Source organism: Agrobacterium sp. ST15.16.055 (assembly GCF_027956555.1).
GTDB lineage: Bacteria > Pseudomonadota > Alphaproteobacteria > Rhizobiales > Rhizobiaceae > Agrobacterium > Agrobacterium salinitolerans.
Genome location: NZ_JAQKGN010000003.1, coordinates 441,080 through 458,604 on the forward strand (window position 1 = coordinate 441,080; position 17,525 = coordinate 458,604).

Here is a 17,525-nt window from a genome sequence, read left to right on the forward strand (position 1 = left end):
AGTGAAACATGCGTTATCCCCAGAAGGGCGTTCAACAGAGGAAAGGCGTCGTCCAGATCGCCGAAGTTGCCAATGGCATCATGGACCCGGTCCTGTCGAAACGCGCCGGCATCAACACCGCGCTGCTCGGCTCCTGGGACGAGATTGCCGGCGACGATTTTGCCGATTGCACACGGCCCGAAAAGATCACCTGGCCGCGCCGCGACGAAGGCCCGGATCGCGGTGGTTATCAGCCCGGCGTGCTGACGATTGCCTGCGAAGGCGCGCGCGCCCTGTTTCTCACCCATGCGCAGGGCGAACTGATTGCCCGCATCAACGGCTTTTTCGGCTTTCCGGCGGTGCGCCAGATCAGGATCGTGCAGAAGCCGGTGTCGCATGCCATCACCCGCCGGCGCAAACCGCAGCCCCTGCGCGGCGATGCGGCAAAACGTCTCGATGACATGATGGAAGGCATCGAGAGCGAGGCATTGCGCAAGGCGGTGGAACGGCTCGGCACGGCGGTCTTGCAGAAGAAGCCGCGCGGCCGAAGCATTTGATCGATGCGGTTGTCCTTGACTGGTCACAATTCTTTGACAAGAAGAGTCCAAAACCCCGCTTGTGATGAACAGGCCGTCGCTATATCGGAATCAACGGACAATAGAGTCTATTACCAACAGGTGCTTTCATGCATTTTCCCGAACTGACCATTTCCCGTCGCAGCCTTCTCGGCGGTGTTGCCCTTGCCGCCGTTGCCACGGCTCTGCCGTTTGCCTTCACGCCCGGTATTGCCGAGGCGCAGGAATTGCCTGAATCCACCGGTGATGTGGATATGGCTGCTGTCATGAAGCCCGGCCCGCTGCCGGAAGCAGCGCTCGGTGATGCCAACGCACCCGTCAAGATCGTCGAATATATGTCGATGACCTGCCCGCACTGCGCTAACTTCCACAACAAGACCTTCGAAGAAATCAAGAAGAAGTACATCGATACCGGCAAGGTCTATTTCGTGCTGCGCGAATTCCCGTTCGATCCGCGCGCCGCTGCCGCCTTCATGCTGGCGCGCTGCGCACCGGAAGGACAGTATTTCCCCTTCGTTTCCATGCTGTTCAAGCAGCAGCAGAGCTGGGCGACCGCCCAGGATGCGCGTGCCGCCCTGCTGCAAATGTCGAAAATGGCCGGTTTCTCACAGGAGTCTTTCGAGGCCTGCTTGACGAACCAGAAACTTCTGGATGATGTGAACGCAACCATGCAACGCGGTGCGACGGAATTCGGCGTCAACTCCACGCCGACTTTCATCATCAACGGCAAAAAATACGCAGGAGACATGTCGGTTGAAACCATGTCGGCTGTCATCGACAAGCTGCTCTGATCACCGAAGCCTGAAAGATACGGGCGGCGGATATTTCCGCACGCCCGTTTTTTATTGCCCGTCTTCTTGCCTGGGTGTGACGGCATGAAGTTCAACAAGCTCCGCGTCGTCGGTTTCAAGTCCTTCGTTGAACCCTCCGAATTCATCATCGAGCCCGGTCTGACCGGCGTTGTCGGCCCGAACGGCTGCGGCAAGTCCAATCTGGTCGAAGCCCTGCGCTGGGTGATGGGCGAAAACTCCTACAAGAACATGCGCGCATCCGGCATGGATGACGTCATTTTTTCCGGCTCCGGCAACCGCCCGGCCAGAAACACCGCCGAAGTCGGCCTTTATCTCGACAATTCCGACCGCACCGCGCCCGCCGCCTTTAACGATGCCGATGAAATTCAGGTGACGCGCCGCATCGAACGTGAAAACGGCTCCGTTTATCGTATCAACGGCAAGGAAGCGCGCGCCAAGGATGTGCAACTGCTGTTTGCCGATGCCTCCACCGGCGCACGCTCGCCCTCCATGGTGGGGCAGGGCCGCATCGGCGAGCTCATCAACGCCAAGCCGCAGGCCCGTCGCCAGCTGCTGGAAGAGGCGGCCGGCATTTCCGGCCTGCATTCCCGCCGCCACGAGGCCGAGCTTCGCCTGCGCGCCGCCGAAACCAATCTGGAGCGGCTGGAAGATGTGACCGCCCAGCTGGAAAGCCAGATCGAAAGCCTGAAACGCCAGGCGCGTCAGGCCAACCGTTTCAAGATGCTGTCGGCGGATATCCGCGCCCGCGAGGCGACGCTTTTGCACATCCGCTGGGTGGAGGCAAAGGAAGCGGAAGGCGAGGCGGAAAGAGCGCTTAATCAGGCGACCAACATCGTCGCCGAAAAGGCGCAAGCCCAGATGGAGGCGGCCAAGCAGCAGGCCATCGCCAGCCTGAAGCTGCCGGAACTGCGCGAGGACGAGGCCCGCGTCGCCGCCGCCCTGCAACGCCTGCAGATCGCCCGCACCCAGCTGGATGACGAGGCGAACCGCCTGCTGCGCCGCCGCGACGAGCTGGCCCGCCGTCTCTCGCAGCTTGGCGAAGATATCGTCCGCGAGGAACGGCTGGTCGCCGATAATGCCCAGATACTCGCGCGGCTTGATGAAGAAGAGGCCGAGCTTCTGGAAATCCTCTCCGATTCCGGTCGCCACGCGGACGAGATGCGCGAGGCCTTCGAGGCTGCGGCCATCAAGCTGTCGGAAAGCGAAGCCATCTTCACATCAATCACCGCCGAGCGCGCTGAGGCGGCGGCCGGCCGTCAGCAACTGGAGCGGGCGATCCGCGAGCTTTCCGACCGCAAGCTGAGGCTCGAGCGGCAATCGCAGGAAGCATCCGCCGAGATTGACGCCATCGACGAAAAGCTCTCCGGCCTTCCCGATCCTGCGGAGCGGCGCGAAGCTGTAGAGGCGGCTGAGATCGCGGTCGAGGACGCTTTGATTGTCGTGGAAGAGGCCGAGGCCGCCGTTGCCGAAGCGCGTTCCGCCGAAGCACTGGCGCGCGGGCCGCTGGAAGCCGCGAAGAACCGGCTGAACGCACTGGATACCGAAGCACGCACCATTACCAAAATCCTCGCCTCCAGTGCTGCTGCCAATGGCAGTTTCACGCCGGTGGCGGAAGAAATGACGGTGGAGCGCGGTTATGAGGCCGCATTGGGCGCGGCGCTGGGCGACGATCTCGAAAGCCCGCTCGATGCGAGCGCCCCCGCCTATTGGGGCGGAAATGGCGACGGCGCTGGCGATCCCGCCCTGCCGCAGGGTGCCGAACCGCTTCTGAATTATGCGCAGGCGCCGGATGCGCTTAGACGTGCCCTTGCACAGATCGGCGTCGTCGCAGACGTTTCGGAGGCCCGTCGCCTTCTGCCTTTGCTGAAAGCTGGCCAGCGACTGGTCACACGCGAGGGCGCACTGTTCCGCTGGGACGGGCATATCGCCAGCGCCGATGCACCGGGTGCAGCAGCACTTCGCCTGTCGCAGAAGAACCGCCTCGTTGAAATCGAGACAGAACTGGATGAGGCCCGCTCCATTCTGGAAGAGGCCGAAGACCAGCTTGCCGCGAAAACCGAGGACATCAGAAGCAGCGAATTGCGGCTTTCGGACGTGCGTGACCGGAGCCGGCTTGCGACCCGACAGCTTGCCGAGGCGCGTGAGGCGCTGACTTCAGCCGAACGGGCTTCGGGCGATCTGCTGCGCCGCCGGGATGTCGTTTCCGAAGCGCTGAACCAGATCGGCGCCCAAATCGACGAGATCGCCGTTCAGGAAGAAAATGCCCGTATCGAAATGGAGGATGCGCCGGATCTTTCCGTGCTTGATCTCAAGCTGCGCGAAAGCCAGCTCGAAGTCGCCACCGACCGCGGGCTCTTGGCGGAAGCGCGCGCCCGCCATGAGGGCGTGAGCCGCGAGGCGGAAAGCCGCCAGCGCAGAATCCAGGCGATAGGGCAAGAGCGTTCCACTTGGCAATCGCGGGCGGCAAGTGCTGCCGATCATATCGCCACGCTGCGCGAACGCGAGGAAGAGGCGCGCGAGGAAATCGCCGAGCTGGACATTGCACCCGAGGAGTTCGACGAGAAACGCCGCAACCTCCTCAGTGAATTGCAAAAGACCGAAGACGCCCGCCGCTCTGCCGCCGACCGGCTGGCCGAGGCGGAAAACCTGCAGCGCGCCGCCGACCGGGTGGCGGCAACGGCGCTTTCGGAACTCGCCGAAGCCCGCGAGAAGCGCGGCCGTGCCGAAGAGCGGCTGGTCTCCGCCCGCGAAAAACGGCAGGAGGCGGAACATCGCATCCGCGAAACGCTGAATACCGAGCCACATATGGCATTTCGCCTGACCGGCCTTGGCCCGGATCAGCCGAAGCCGGATATACGCGATGTCGAGCGTGATCTCGACCGGCTGAAGATCGAGCGCGAAAGGCTTGGCGCCGTCAATCTGCGCGCCGAGGAAGAGCAGGCCGAGCTTTCCGCCAAGCTCGAGGCGCTGATCAAGGAGCGGGACGACATCATCGATGCCGTGCGCAAGCTGCGCGCCGGTATCCAGAACCTCAACCGCGAGGGCCGAGAACGGCTGATCGCCGCCTTCGACGTGGTCAATTCGCAGTTCCAGCGGCTGTTCACCCATCTCTTCGGCGGCGGCACAGCGGAATTGCAGCTGATCGAATCCGACGACCCGCTGGAAGCCGGCCTTGAAATCCTCGCCCGCCCGCCCGGCAAGAAGCCGCAGACCATGACATTGCTTTCGGGCGGCGAGCAGGCGCTGACGGCCATGGCGCTGATCTTCGCGGTCTTCCTGACCAACCCCGCACCAATCTGCGTGCTGGACGAGGTGGACGCGCCGCTCGATGACCACAATGTCGAGCGCTACTGCAACCTGATGGACGAGATGGTGGCCTCCACCGAAACCCGCTTCGTTATCATCACCCACAATCCCATCACCATGGCGCGCATGAACCGCCTGTTCGGCGTCACCATGGCAGAGCAGGGAGTGTCGCAACTCGTCTCCGTGGATTTGCAGACCGCCGAACAGTTACGCGAAGCCGTCTGAGGCGGCTTGTTGGGGGATACGTTCCCGACTTTTGCTCAATGGGAATTTATCGCGCTGTCTCACCCATTTGGGTGAGCGACTTCGCGCGGCATTTTGCTATGTATTGGTCACAAGCTTAGGGTTCTCTCCAGACCCCACCATCCGGTTTCCTGTACCGGATGGAATGCCTTGCGAGGCCGCTGCCGTGGCCTCGCAAGGCTTTCTTTCTAGGGGCCACACGCCCCTTTTTCGCTCATTCCTGTGCTCGTCACAGGAATCCAGCCGGCGCGCGTCTGCGCGGCGACAGGAGCCCTTCCAGCCTAAGGACTTGGGCTGGCTAGATTCCTGTGACGAGCGCAGGAATGAGGGAATGCGGATGCTGTGCTTTGCGGAATTCGAACGATATGGCGCAGGCTTTCTCGGCATCTGCTCGCATCAAAATTTAAGCCTCAAACCTCACCCCGGCACCAGCCGCAGCCGCGTGCCCCAGGGGTCGATCGCTTCCACGACGTTATTCTCCATCTCCACCAGCACGCAACCGGCGGCCCGCAGCCGTGTCTTCTGAGCTTCGAGATCGGCGGGATTGCGAACGGTAATTGAAAACCAGTCGAGGCCGGTTTCGGAAGCGTTGCGTGCCTTCGCACCCCTGCTGTTCCATGTATTCACCGCCAGATGATGGTGATAACCGCCGGAAGAAAGGAAAGACGCGTCCGAGCGCGCATCCTGCGTCGGTCGCAGGCCGATGGCCTCTTCGTAAAAAGCGCGGGCGGCGGCGATTTCGCCGACCCGTAGGTGAACATGCCCGATACGCATCCCCGCCGGGGCAGCCTCATAATCGCTTTTTCTGGTATCGGTCAGCGTCACGAGATCATCGACATCGAGCGGTTCCGTGCCCATTTTCACCACGTTACCGTTCCAGACCCATGTGTCCTTCGGCCGGTCGCTGTAAACCTCGATACCGTTGCCCTCGGGATCGTTGAGATAGATCGCCTCGCTGACATTGTGATCGGCAAAACCCGTTAGCGGCACCTGCTTCAGCGCTGCATGCACTAGCCAGCGGGCCAGATCCTTGCGGGAGGGCATCAGATAGGCGATGTGGAACAGGCCGGCGGAAGTGGGGCTCTCGAAATCCGCCGCCGGCTTGTGCACGAGATCGAGCAGCGGCACGTTGCCGATACCGAGCGTCACACCCCTTGCCGTGCGTTCCACCTCGTTCATACCGAGCACCGAACGGTAGTACTCGATCATCTGATCGAGATCGCGCACACGCAGCGCCGCCTGACCCACATGCATCGGTGTCGTTAAGGCGAAGGGCAGGGTGGCATTTGCGGGAGTTGCACCCCCTTCCGCTTTGAGCGCCCCGGCAAGAGCGGTGGCGGCACAGGAAATTCCGGCAAATTTCAACGTATGGCGGCGGGTAAATTGCATGAATAATCTCTTTGCAGCGATTTGAATGGCTTAGGCAACACTCCGTTTCAGCGCACTACACGAATGCGTCAATCATGCCGTATTTGGCCTTTGCGGCAATTCTTGCGCGCAATTCGCCGCAATTATGCTGCACTGCGATGTAAACTGCACGTTGCGGCGTTCCCAACATGCTGGCAATGCTGTAGATGATAGAAAAATGACAACGCTTCTGGGTGGAGAGCGTGGAATGAAAAAATGGGTTTATACCTTCGGCAATGGTGCTGCCGAAGGCAGGGCAGGTGACGTTGCTATATTGGGCGGCAAGGGCGCGAACCTTGCCGAAATGGCAAGTCTCGGCCTACCCGTTCCCCCCGGCCTCACGATTATCGCCGATGCCTGCGCGCTTTATCACAAGAATGGTCGCGATCTTCCCGAAGAGCTGAAACTGCAGGTCATGGCCGGGCTGCACGGCATGGAGATCGTCACCGGCAAGACCTTCGGCGGCAGCCAGTCGCCACTGCTCATTTCCGTCCGCTCCGGCGCCCGCGCCTCCATGCCCGGCATGATGGACACCGTCCTCAACCTCGGGCTCAACGACCGCACGGTCGAGGCGCTTGGCCACGATGCGGGCGACGCCCGTTTCGCCTGGGACAGCTACCGCCGTTTCATCCAGATGTATGGCGACGTCGTCATGGGCCTCGATCATGAAATGTTCGAGGAAATCCTGGAGGACGAAAAAGGCCGGCTTGGCCATGAATACGATACCGACATGTCGGCAGTCGAATGGCAGCATGTCGTTTCGCTCTATAAAAAGCTGATCGAGGACGAGCTTGGCGAAGCCTTCCCGCAGGATTGTCATGTCCAGCTCTGGGGTGCCATCGGCGCGGTTTTCGCCAGCTGGACCAACCACCGCGCCGTGACCTATCGTCACCTGCATAATATTCCCGGCGACTGGGGTACGGCGGTCAACGTTCAGGCGATGGTCTTCGGCAATCTTGGCTCGTCCTCGGCAACCGGCGTCGCTTTCACCCGTAATCCCTCGACCGGCGAGGCGGAGCTTTACGGCGAATTCCTCGTTAATGCGCAAGGGGAAGACGTGGTTGCAGGCATCCGCACGCCGCAATCCATCACCGAGGCTGCGCGGCTGGTATCGGGTTCCGACAAGCCTTCCATGGAAAAGCTGATGCCGGAGGCGTTTTCCGAATTTCTGGCGATCTGCAAGCGGCTGGAAACGCACTATCGTGACATGCAGGATCTGGAATTCACCATCGAGCGCGGCAAGCTCTGGATGTTGCAGACCCGTTCCGGCAAGCGCACCACCCGCGCCGCCATGAAGATCGCCGTCGATATGGTGGAGGAGGGGCTGATCTCGCAGGAGGAAGCCGTCTGCCGCATCGAGCCCTCATCGCTCGACCAGCTGCTGCACCCCACCATCGATCCCGGCATTTCCCGTCCCATCATCGGCTCCGGCCTGCCGGCTTCACCGGGTGCGGCAACCGGCGAGATCGTTTTTACGGCGGAAGAGGCGGTCGCCGCCGAAGCGGAGGGACGCCGCGTCATTCTGGTGCGCATCGAAACCAGCCCGGAAGATATTCACGGCATGCATGCCGCCGAAGGCATTCTGACGACGCGTGGCGGCATGACAAGCCACGCCGCCGTGGTGGCGCGCGGCATGGGCATTCCCTGCGTCACCGGCGCCGGCTCCATGCGCGTCGATATGCGCAACAAGGTGCTGATCGGCGTCGGCTGCATGCTGAAACGCGGCGACATCATCACCATCGACGGTTCTTCCGGCCGGGTACTGAAGGGCGAAGTGCCGATGACACAGCCGGAACTTTCGGGCGATTTCGGCAAGCTGATGGAATGGGCTGATAGCCTGCGCCGCATGACGGTGCGCACCAATGCCGATACGCCTGCCGACGCCCGTGCCGCCCGCGCCTTCGGTGCCGAGGGTATCGGCCTCTGCCGCACCGAACACATGTTCTTCGAGGGCGACCGCATCCATGTGATGCGCGAAATGATCCTCGCCGAAAGCGAAAAGGGCAGGCGGGCAGCGCTTGACGAGCTTCTGCCGATGCAGCGATCGGATTTTACCGAACTGTTCCAGATCATGCACGGCCTGCCGGTAACGATCCGCCTGCTCGACCCGCCGCTGCACGAATTCCTGCCGAAGACCGATGGTGAGATCGTCGAGGTCGCCGCCGCCATGGGCATGCCGCAGACGGTGTTCCGCCAGCGGCTGGATGCGCTGCACGAATTCAACCCCATGCTCGGCCATCGCGGCTGCCGTCTGGCCATTTCCTATCCGGAAATCGCCGAAATGCAGGCACGCGCCATTTTTGAAGCGGCCGTCGCTGCGGCGCGCATCACCGGCGCACCCGTCGTGCCCGAAATCATGGTGCCGCTGGTCGGCCTCCGCTCCGAGCTGGACTACGTGACTGCGGTCATCGATGGTGTTGCCGCAGCCGTGGCGCAGGAAACCGGCATGGAGATCGAATATCTCACCGGCACCATGATCGAGCTGCCGCGTGCGGCACTACGCGCCCATGTCATTGCGGAAGCCGCGGAATTCTTCTCCTTCGGCACCAACGACCTGACACAGACGACCTTCGGCATTTCGCGTGACGATGCGGCGCGGTTCATCAATACCTATCAGCGCAAGGGTATCATCGAACGCGATCCGTTCATCTCGCTCGATTTCGACGGGGTGGGGGAACTGATCCGCATCGCCGCCGAGCGCGGCCGCCAGACACGGCCGGAACTGAAGCTCGGCATCTGCGGCGAACATGGCGGCGATCCGGCCTCGATCCATTTCTGCGAAGATGCGGATCTCGATTACGTGTCCTGCTCACCCTTCCGCGTGCCCATCGCCCGGCTTGCGGCGGCGCAGGCGACGCTGGCTGCAAAGGCGAGAGAGGGCGAGACGCCAAGCAATGTCGCCTTCATTCCCGTCAGGGGTTCTGTTGGACGATGATGCGCCGCTCCACCACCACGGGGCGGTAGAACATGTCGCGGTTCATCTGCGCCTGCCAGGCGCGGTTATCGGCGCGGCGGTCCATCTCCAGATCGAGAAGGCAACCGGCCATTGGGTCCGTGCCGGGGCGGAAACCATAACCCCGGCATGTCGCCTCATCCCGCGCCCGGCGCTCTTCCGGTGTCAGCGTCTGGCAGGCGGTGAGCGCCAGCATGGCGGCAAGCGAACCGAGGACGATGGAAACACGCATTTTGTTTCTCCCTGATATGACAGCCGTACGGCAGTTTTATTGCCGCGATTGATACGCCTGTTTGCATTTGGGGAAAAGCCGCATCGGGGTGGAAAGTTGCGTTGCAAACCGGGCGGCCGCACGTCGCGACCGCCACAGCCGGCAGAGTACTCAGGCCGCCACTACCTCCCGGTCATCGAGTGCGTCGATGTCCTTGGCGTTGTTGTAGACGGCCTCGTTGAGAATGCCCTCACGCTTGGCGACGATGGTGGGCACCAGCGCCTGGCCGGCGACGTTGACAGCCGTGCGGCCCATGTCGAGGATCGGGTCGATGGCGAGCAGCAGGCCCACGCCTTCGAGCGGCAGGCCGAGGGTGGAGAGTGTCAGCGTCAGCATCACCACAGCACCCGTCAGGCCGGCCGTTGCAGCGGAACCGAGCACGGAAACGAAGACGATCAGAACATATTCCTGAATGCCGAGCGGCACCTGGAAGAACTGCGCGATGAAGATCGCCGAGATTGCCGGATAGATCGCGGCGCAGCCATCCATCTTGGTGGTGGCGCCGAGCGGCACGGAGAAGGCGGCATATTCGCGCGGCACGCCGAGGCTCTTTTCCGTCACGGTTTCGGTGACGGGCAGCGTACCGATGGAGGAACGTGAGACGAAGGCAAGCTGGATGGCTGGCCATGCGCCTGCAAAGAACCGCGACGGCTTCAGGCCATGCGCCAGAAGCAGCGCCGGATAGACCACGAAGAGTACCAGCGCCAGACCGATATACACGGCCGCCGCATACCAGCCGAGCTGCGACAGCGTCGTCCAGCCATATTGGTCAACCGCGCGGCCGAGCAGGCCGATGGTGCCGATGGGGGTGAGGCGGATGACCCACCACAGGATTTTGCGCACGATGGCGAGCAGCGACTGGTTGAAGGCGAGGAATGGCTCCGCCGCCTTGCCGGCCTTCAGGGCCGCGACGCCAAAGGCGATCGACACCACGAGCAACTGCAACACGTTGAAGTTCAACGAGGTGCTGGCCGCGCCGTTATTGAGCTTGGTAGACGCTTCGAGGCCGAAGACATTGGCCGGGATCAGCCCCCTCAGGAAATCCAGCCAGGAGCCGGTGGAAGAAGGTGCGGCCGCCGCCGTATTGGCAATCGCCGTATTGACGCCGGGCTGAATGACGAGGCCGAGCACGATACCGATGACGACGGCGATCAGTGCCGTGATGGCAAACCACAAAAGCGTCTGCCAGACGAGCTTCGCCGCATTGGAGAGGTTCTTGAGGTTGGCGATGGAGGCGACGATGGCCGTGAATATCAGCGGCGGCACCAGCGCGCGCAAAAGCTGCACGAAAATGCTGCCGATGGTCTGCAGCGTCACCGAAAGCCAGTTCGGGCTGCCGGCGGCATCGGGGCCGATGTTGCGCGCAACGAGCCCGAGCAGCAGGCCGATGACCATGGCGATCAGAACCTGAAAGCCGAAATTGCGGTAAAAGGGTTTAGGCCCGGAGGGGCCGGCGGACGTCGTTGCCTGTGACATGAGATGTCTCTTTATTGTGCAAAAAACGAGAATGTTGCACTTTTTACACGCATTCTCGAGGGAGGTCGCCGACAATACGCCGATTTCCTCAGCAATTAAGAGATGGACTTGCGTATTTGTTTCATTGTCGGGGAATTATTCCCTGGAACATGTGCGATGCGGAAAATTATTCCAGGCTCTCCGTCGTAGCGCAGATCGCCATTGTCCTTTGTTTTCCTCGTCGCAAATCCGGTCTATGACATCATATGCAGGTGATTCCCTGTCAGAATTCGGGTGCAACGCTTTTTAGCCAATGCGATCTAACGGATATCCGCTTCCATGACTGTGCGTTTCGTCCGGCCTTTTTCGGTTGCAGCCTATCTTTCCCGGTATCTGGGCCTTGCGGCGCTGGCGCTTTTTCTCATCGCCGCCGGTATCCACCGTTTCGGACCGTTGACGACGCCAGATCTTGTCGGGCTGCTCCTGATTGCCGCCGGTATCGCTCTTCTCGCTGTGCTTCTGGCGCTGATCGGCCTCGAGCGGCTTTGGACCAGGGGTGCGCGCGGCGGGCTTTCGGCGCTGGCGGCGCTGCTTCTCTCGGCCCTGCCGCTCGGCGTGGTCGGTTACGGCGCTTTTCTTTATTGGCAGCAGCCGAAGATTTACGACATTTCCACGGACCTGAGCGACGTGCCGGAGTGGCTGGCGGCACCAGCGGCCAACCAACAATGGCTGGTGCGGCCCGCCGTCATCACCAGGGCCGACCGCGATGCGCAGATGGAGGCCTATGCCAGCCTTGCCGGGCGCCGTTATGAAGGCGCAATCGACCGCATCTACACCGCCGCAAAAAAAATGGCGGCTGCCCAGTCCATCCGCATCACCCATACGAAGGGTGTGATCGGCGTGGAAGATGCCGCCTCCGTCGGGGTGCCGCCACAGGACAGGCAGCAGCAGCCCACGGAAGATGCGCCGGTGGAAGACCTGCCCTCCATCGTGCCGGTGCCCATGGCCCGCCCGACTGATGCGCCGTTACCCACCTTCTTCAACGGCAGCGGCGTGGTGCTGATGCAGGGTGAAACCCGCACCCGCATCTGGGGCCTGCGTTTCGATATCCTCATCCGCCTGAAGGAAGAGGCGGAAACCACCATCGTCGACGTGCGCGTCGCCTCCCGCTACGGCCCGCATGATCTCGGCATGGGTGCGGCGATTGCCGAGGCCTATCTCGATGCGCTGGATGCGGAAATGCAGGGTCTGAACGATAATTGATACGTTTTTTGGTGTGAGGTAGCGCATGGCGCTGCGGCATGTTTCTTCTCCCCGCCGGGGAGAAGGTGGCCCGAAGGGTCGGATGAGGGGGCCAGCTCTCCGGATAACTCTACCCTTGCCCCCTCATCCCGCTGCCGCGGACTTCTCCCCGACGGGGAGAAGAAACGAGTGGCACTCGCCCGCGCCATCAATGGGAGAGCGATGGCTGAGCCGATAGCAAGATTTGAAATGCTGCCTGTCAAAACCCGTCACGCCGGAAAATATTCGCCCGTGAGCGAAGGCGCGCCATCCGTCCGCACTTCGCCCTTTTCGATCAGATCCTCGATATGCGCCAGCACGGAAAGTGCGGCCGCGCCATGCAGGCGCTTGTCGGTGCTGGCATAGATCACCTTCACCATATCGGCGATCCGTCTGTCGCCGTCCCGGATACGCTTCAGAACCGCCTTTTCCCGCATGCGGCGGTGGGCGCGTAAGCCCCGCATGAAGGCGGCGGGATCGGTGACCGGGCCGCCATGGCCAGGCAGGAACAGCCGGTCGTCGCGGGTGAGCAGCCGTTCCAGCGAGGCCATGTAATCGCTCATCGCCCCATCCGGAGGTGCCACGATGGTGGTGGCCCAGGCCATGACGTGATCGGCCGAAAAGACGATGCCGCTGCCCTCAAGCGCAAAGGCGGCGTGATTGGCGGTGTGGCCCGGCGTATGTAGCGCCGTCAATGTCCAGCCATCGCCGGAAAGGCTCTGCCCGTCGCCAAGTGCGATATCGGGCACGAAAGCCGTATCGGAACTCTCGGCAAAGGGGTTTGTCTCGCCCGTGTGTAATGGTCGCGCGGCACGGTGCGGGCCTTCCGCCACGGTCACCGCCCCGGTCGCCTGCGCCAGCCTGCGGGCCAGCGGCGAGTGATCGCGGTGCGTGTGGCTGACGAAGATATGGGTCACCTCGCGGCCTTCGAGCGCCGCCATCAAAGCCTGAAAATGCGCCTCATCCTCCGGGCCCGGATCGATGACGGCAACGGAGCGCTCGCCGACGATATAGGAATTGGTGCCATGAAAGGTGAAGGCGGAAGGGTTATTGACGGTGAGGCGCTGGATCAGCGGGGCAACAGGAACCGCCTCGCCATAGGCCGGCTTGAAGTCGAGATCGAATGCCGGGTCCGCCATCGAGACCTCCTCAGTGAATGCCATGCCGCTCGTGCCGACGGCACCCGCCGCACAATCGCCAAGCCCTATCATGCCGCCTGCGGCCGGGCACCCAAAAAGCTTGTATTTTGTGAAAAAATTGGTCGCCGGGTCATTGCCGCGCCGGGCAGGCTTTGCTAATCAGGCGCGGTTCAGGCAGCGGCGTTTCGCTCTCGCTGCCCTGTTGGGGCGTCGCCAAGCGGTAAGGCACCGGTTTTTGGTACCGGCATTCCCAGGTTCGAATCCTGGCGCCCCAGCCATTTCTTCCAAAATCAGGACAGTGTTCGCAGGTCCCGGCGACCGTCAATGACGCGAACTATTTCCACGGAGCGTATGTTCTCACCATCGGTATCCGGCACGGTTTCGTAGAGAATGATGTCAGGCGCTTCAACCAGCATGCGGGCGGATGGAAAAATTTCCGGGTGGCGCTCGCCAAGATGGGGGTGGCAGATCAAGCGCTCCGCCTTGGCGCGAAACCGAGCGAAATACCGCTCCGCCGCAAGAGGCTGTGATTTACCAATGTCGATGTAGATTTTCTTCACATCGCGGCGAGCGCGGGGTGTCCAGACAAGCTTAATGGTCACGATTTTTCAACGAAGCCAGTTCTGCACGCGCTTCACTGAGTGTGTCGTCAAAATCCACTTCGGTTGAACTGCCACTGGCTTTGCCTTCAGTCCACAATGCGCGCAACTTGGCTATGTCATCGCGTCGCTGAACCCATTTCGCAGACCAGTCACGCATCGCTTCGCGGATCACCTCGCTGCTGCTGGCATAGGCCCCGCTTTCGACGGCATCACGCAAGATTTCGGCATGCTGGGGTGTCATCGAGACACTGATCTTTTCCACATTGGCCACGTCATTTCTCCACAAATAATTGGTAGGAATTATTACTACCAAATCATCTGCGATGCGAGGTATTTCATCATGCTCGGTCCGTCCCCGGCATCTGCGGCGGATCGATTTCATTGAGCTTGGCAGACCATCGGCAGAGGGCCAAGAAGATGCGGGCGGAGGTATAATCCAATAAAAACGCCGCGCATCCGGAGACACGCGGCGTCCAATCCTAAAAATCGCAACCAACCCTTAAAGCGCGATATCCGGCACCTTCTTCACCGGCGCACCTGCAGGCGCCGCACCGGCACCTTTCAGCGCCTCAAGGTCGATCTGCGGCGGGGTGGGCAGCTGCAGGTGTTCGGCGGTATAGGCCCATTCCTGCTGCACCTTTTCCGGGTCGTCATTGAGCTTCGTGCCATAGCTCGGCACGATCTGGCGCAGTTTCGCCTGCCATTCCGGCGTTACCACCTTGTCCTTGAAGACTTTTTCCAGAACGCTGAGCATGATCGGTGCGGCGGTCGAGGCACCCGGTGAGGCACCGAGCAGGCCGGCGATGCTGCCATCCTTGGCGGAGACGACTTCAGTGCCGAGCCGCAGCACGCCGCCCTTTTCTTCGTCGCGCTTGATGATCTGCACGCGCTGGCCGGCCTGCCACAGGCGCCATTCGCCCTGCTTGGCATTGGGGAAATATTCTTTCAGCGCGGCAAAACGGTCGTCATCCGACATCATCAGCTGGCCGGCGAGATATTCCACCAGCGGATATTCATCGATGCCCACGCGCACCATCGGCCAGGCATTGCTTGTTGTCACGGAGGAGACGAGATCGAAATAGGAGCCTTCCTTCAGGAACTTGGTGGAGAAGGTGGCGAAAGGTCCAAACAGGATGACACGCTTGCCGCCCAGCACGCGGGTATCGAGATGCGGCACGGACATGGGCGGCGAGCCGACCGAGGCCTTGCCATAGGCCTTGGCGAGGTGCTGCATCGTCACATCAGGGTTCTCGTTGATGAGGAACGAGCCGCCCACCGGGAAACCGGCATAATCATCAGCTTCGGGAATGCCGGACATCTGCAACAGATGCAGCGCGCCGCCGCCGGCGCCGATGAACACGAATTTCGCGTCCACCACCTGTTCGGCATCGGTTTTGGTGTTGGTATAGGTCACGCGCCAGCTGCCATCGGCATTGCGCTGGATGTCAGAAACCTCGCTATTGACCTGCAGGTCGAAATTCTGGTCGCTCTGCAGATGCGACACGAACTGGCGGGTGATTTCGCCGAATTCCATGTCGGTGCCGAGCGGCGACCAGGTGGCGCCGATCTTCTGGGAAGGGTCGCGGCCTTCCATCATCAGCGGCACCCACTTCTTGATCTGCTCGGGATCGGTGGAGAACTCCATGCCGGCAAAAAGCGGGCTGGTCCTCAGCGCCTGATAACGCTTTTCCAGATAGGCGACGTTCTCGTCACCCCAGACGAAGCTCATATGCGGCGTGTGGTTGATGAAGGAGCGCGGGTTCTTCAAAACGCCGTTCTTCACCTGCCATGCCCAGAACTGCCGGGAAATCTGGAAGGATTCGTTGATGTTGATGGCTTGGGCGATCTTGATGTTGCCGTTGGCGTCTTCCGGCGTGTAGTTCAGCTCGGCAAGCGCGGAATGGCCGGTGCCTGCATTGTTCCAGCCGTTGGAGCTTTCCAGCGCCACGCCATCCAGCCGCTCCAGCATCTGCATCGACCAGGTCGGTTCGAGTTCGCGCAGCCACACACCGAGCGTCGCGCTCATGATGCCGCCGCCGATGAGAAGCACGTCCACCTTCTTGGCGGCCGTATTGGCGAGGAGTGGGGAAGAGGGCAGCACCGCTGCGGCAATTCCGGCGAGCGCACCGCCCAGAACCTGTCGGCGGTTCAGCGGAAATGCATGGGAGAGATCAGTGAGCTGGGATTTGTCTTGATCGATGGGAGTCACGGCCATACCTGATTCTTGTTTTGTGTTAAAAACACTCCTCCCGCTCGCCCCGTTATAGCAAAGCGCAAAGCTGCACAACCCGACCTTCTTCACTCCGGTTCAAGCAGTTTTGCGGGGATTTTGCAGGAAATATGGTCGCAACGGCCAATTTTGCAGTCTTGCCGATCGTCATTTTTGTGACGGCGAAGATTAGCCGGTGCTTTCAAACGGTTGAAAGGGTTCTGAAAGCGGGGTGTCGCGGAAAGGCGCATATGACGCTGTTTCCGGCGCGTTGCGGGTCGCAGGGTGCGGCTACAGGCAAAAATTTTGCAGAAAAGTGGCAATAATCCCGAAAAAAATGAAAAAGCCCGCCAGTTCGGGCGGGCTTTGGGCATTCGGTTTATGGCCGAAGATCAATCTGCGGCGAGGAATTCCGCGCAATAGCTCGGGCCGTTAATGCCGGGGCGGTCGGAGACCGTGCGCACGGCGGTGATCTTGTAGTCGCTGGAAACGACGAGCTGCACGGTGCAGGAGAGCGAGGCGGTGCGGGCGGGCGAGATCTGGCGCCCCTTCTTGCCATCCTTGCCTTCTTCGAACCTGGCCGGAATGGTGGCCTTTCTGTAGCCGCCGCGCCAGTTATACACGGTGGAGCTGCCAGTTTCCGTATCGCTTTGCGGCGGGCCGAATTTTGCAAAGAAGACGCCTGCGGACTGGCCGACCCAGCGGGTCTCAACGGGGCTCTTCTGGGTGAAGGAGGGAGTGGAACCGCCCGTGGAGGTGGTGCAGGCCGAGAGCGCAATGGCAAACGCTGCGAGCGTTACGCTGCGAGATAGCATGGTGAAATGTCCTTTGTGCCGTGTCCGGCTTCCCGCCGGTCATTCCGTTCCCCTAGCAGATTTGGCGGCGGCGGGCAGGGGAGGTGTGCGGTTCGATGAAAATTTCCTGCCACAATTGCTTTTTTGTAACGTTTTGAGGCCTTCCAGCCGGCGGCGCAGGCGCTTGGCGGGGTTGCTTCAACGGATGGGAAAAACTTGTCACAAAAAATGCAATAAGCCGCTTGTCGAATGCCGGAGGCTGGTCTATAGACGCGCTGCTGGTCACGGAGTGTAGCGCAGTCTGGTAGCGCACCACGTTCGGGACGTGGGGGTCGGAGGTTCGAATCCTCTCACTCCGACCAGCTTGAAGTGTGTCCAGACCGGAGACATAGGTAACAGTTTGTACCTAAGACATAGGTGACAATCTCGTGCCGAACGGATTGTCGATTGTTTGCAGCGTTCTCTGTTCCAGGTCGATATATCCTAGATCGTAATGCAT

General features: G+C 61.2%; 13 protein-coding genes and 2 tRNA genes. 7 read left to right on the plus strand and 8 right to left on the minus strand.

Annotated features, from left to right (window positions below):
* The first annotated feature begins 8 nt into the window (after nt 1-8).
* The 3 genes from PL599_RS08130 to PL599_RS08140 all read left to right on the plus strand — a co-directional run bounded on the left by PL599_RS08130 (nt 9) and on the right by PL599_RS08140 (nt 4,897).
* Nucleotides 9-536, plus strand: coding sequence for a DUF721 domain-containing protein (locus tag PL599_RS08130; RefSeq protein ID WP_269823248.1), 528 nt, complete (start codon nt 9-11; stop codon nt 534-536).
* Nucleotides 537-664: 128 nt separating this feature from the next.
* On the plus strand, nt 665-1,345 hold the full coding sequence (locus tag PL599_RS08135; protein WP_269823247.1) for a DsbA family protein: 681 nt from the start codon (nt 665-667) through the stop codon (nt 1,343-1,345).
* Between the two features lie 84 nt (nt 1,346-1,429).
* Nucleotides 1,430-4,897, plus strand: a complete 3,468-nt coding sequence (locus PL599_RS08140; protein ID WP_269823246.1) for a chromosome segregation SMC family protein — start codon at nt 1,430-1,432, stop codon at nt 4,895-4,897.
* 435 nt (nt 4,898-5,332) lie between these two features.
* Here PL599_RS08140 and PL599_RS08145 read toward each other — a convergent pair whose 3' ends face one another.
* Complete coding sequence (locus PL599_RS08145; RefSeq protein ID WP_269823245.1) at nt 5,333-6,304, minus strand: VOC family protein; 972 nt, start codon at nt 6,302-6,304, stop codon at nt 5,333-5,335.
* 226 nt (nt 6,305-6,530) lie between these two features.
* Between PL599_RS08145 and ppdK the strand changes: the two genes are divergently transcribed.
* Nucleotides 6,531-9,257, plus strand: a complete 2,727-nt coding sequence (ppdK, locus tag PL599_RS08150) for a pyruvate, phosphate dikinase (protein ID WP_269823244.1) — start codon at nt 6,531-6,533, stop codon at nt 9,255-9,257.
* On the opposite strand, the gene PL599_RS08155 is transcribed toward ppdK, so the two are convergent.
* Entirely contained in the window at nt 9,235-9,507 is a 273-nt protein-coding gene (locus PL599_RS08155) for a hypothetical protein (RefSeq protein ID WP_077982781.1), read from the minus strand. The genes ppdK and PL599_RS08155 overlap by 23 nt on opposite strands.
* 150 nt (nt 9,508-9,657) lie before the next feature.
* Entirely contained in the window at nt 9,658-11,022 is a 1,365-nt protein-coding gene (locus PL599_RS08160; protein WP_269823243.1) for a dicarboxylate/amino acid:cation symporter, read from the minus strand.
* 318 nt (nt 11,023-11,340) lie between these two features.
* On the opposite strand from PL599_RS08160, the gene PL599_RS08165 reads away from it, so the two are divergent.
* Complete coding sequence (locus PL599_RS08165; RefSeq protein ID WP_269823242.1) at nt 11,341-12,264, plus strand: DUF1499 domain-containing protein; 924 nt, start codon at nt 11,341-11,343, stop codon at nt 12,262-12,264.
* A gap of 248 nt (nt 12,265-12,512) precedes the next feature.
* On the opposite strand, the gene PL599_RS08170 is transcribed toward PL599_RS08165, so the two are convergent.
* Nucleotides 12,513-13,421 carry an MBL fold metallo-hydrolase gene (locus tag PL599_RS08170; RefSeq protein WP_269823241.1) on the minus strand — a complete coding sequence of 303 codons (909 nt, stop codon included), beginning with the start codon at nt 13,419-13,421 and terminating at the stop codon, nt 12,513-12,515.
* Nucleotides 13,422-13,624: 203 nt separating this feature from the next.
* Between PL599_RS08170 and PL599_RS08175 the strand changes: the two genes are divergently transcribed.
* Nucleotides 13,625-13,699 (plus strand) — tRNA-Gln (locus PL599_RS08175).
* 12 nt (nt 13,700-13,711) lie between these two features.
* On the opposite strand, the gene PL599_RS08180 is transcribed toward PL599_RS08175, so the two are convergent.
* From PL599_RS08180 to PL599_RS08195, 4 genes are all read right to left on the minus strand, one after another.
* Nucleotides 13,712-14,023, minus strand: coding sequence for a type II toxin-antitoxin system RelE/ParE family toxin (locus PL599_RS08180; RefSeq protein WP_269823240.1), 312 nt, complete (start codon nt 14,021-14,023; stop codon nt 13,712-13,714).
* Entirely contained in the window at nt 14,013-14,294 is a 282-nt protein-coding gene (locus PL599_RS08185) for a type II toxin-antitoxin system ParD family antitoxin (protein WP_077982777.1), read from the minus strand. Before PL599_RS08185 ends, PL599_RS08180 begins: the two co-directional genes overlap by 11 nt.
* A gap of 228 nt (nt 14,295-14,522) precedes the next feature.
* Nucleotides 14,523-16,238, minus strand: a complete 1,716-nt coding sequence (gene mqo / locus PL599_RS08190; protein ID WP_269823239.1) for a malate dehydrogenase (quinone) — start codon at nt 16,236-16,238, stop codon at nt 14,523-14,525.
* Between the two features lie 386 nt (nt 16,239-16,624).
* The gene (locus PL599_RS08195; protein WP_077982775.1) at nt 16,625-17,047 is read right to left on the minus strand and encodes a hypothetical protein; all 423 of its coding nucleotides are present in this window, start codon (nt 17,045-17,047) and stop codon (nt 16,625-16,627) included.
* 264 nt (nt 17,048-17,311) lie between these two features.
* Here PL599_RS08195 and PL599_RS08200 point away from each other — a divergent pair.
* A tRNA-Pro gene (locus PL599_RS08200) sits at nt 17,312-17,388 on the plus strand.
* Nucleotides 17,389-17,525 lie beyond the last annotated feature (137 nt).

Excerpts from the sequence above, each read along its gene's own strand:
- PL599_RS08160 (WP_269823243.1), bottom strand. The coding sequence starts at position 11,022 with ATGTCACAGGCAACGACGTCCGCCGGCCCCTCCGGGCCTAAACCCTTT.
- PL599_RS08145 (WP_269823245.1), bottom strand. The coding sequence starts at position 6,304 with ATGCAATTTACCCGCCGCCATACGTTGAAATTTGCCGGAATTTCCTGT.
- PL599_RS08155 (WP_077982781.1), bottom strand. The coding sequence starts at position 9,507 with ATGCGTGTTTCCATCGTCCTCGGTTCGCTTGCCGCCATGCTGGCGCTC.
- PL599_RS08130 (WP_269823248.1), top strand. The coding sequence starts at position 9 with ATGCGTTATCCCCAGAAGGGCGTTCAACAGAGGAAAGGCGTCGTCCAG.
- PL599_RS08165 (WP_269823242.1), top strand. The coding sequence starts at position 11,341 with ATGACTGTGCGTTTCGTCCGGCCTTTTTCGGTTGCAGCCTATCTTTCC.
- PL599_RS08135 (WP_269823247.1), top strand. The coding sequence starts at position 665 with ATGCATTTTCCCGAACTGACCATTTCCCGTCGCAGCCTTCTCGGCGGT.
- PL599_RS08170 (WP_269823241.1), bottom strand. The coding sequence starts at position 13,421 with ATGGCGGACCCGGCATTCGATCTCGACTTCAAGCCGGCCTATGGCGAG.
- PL599_RS08195 (WP_077982775.1), bottom strand. The coding sequence starts at position 17,047 with ATGCTATCTCGCAGCGTAACGCTCGCAGCGTTTGCCATTGCGCTCTCG.
- PL599_RS08140 (WP_269823246.1), top strand. The coding sequence starts at position 1,430 with ATGAAGTTCAACAAGCTCCGCGTCGTCGGTTTCAAGTCCTTCGTTGAA.
- mqo (WP_269823239.1), bottom strand. The coding sequence starts at position 16,238 with ATGGCCGTGACTCCCATCGATCAAGACAAATCCCAGCTCACTGATCTC.
- ppdK (WP_269823244.1), top strand. The coding sequence starts at position 6,531 with ATGAAAAAATGGGTTTATACCTTCGGCAATGGTGCTGCCGAAGGCAGG.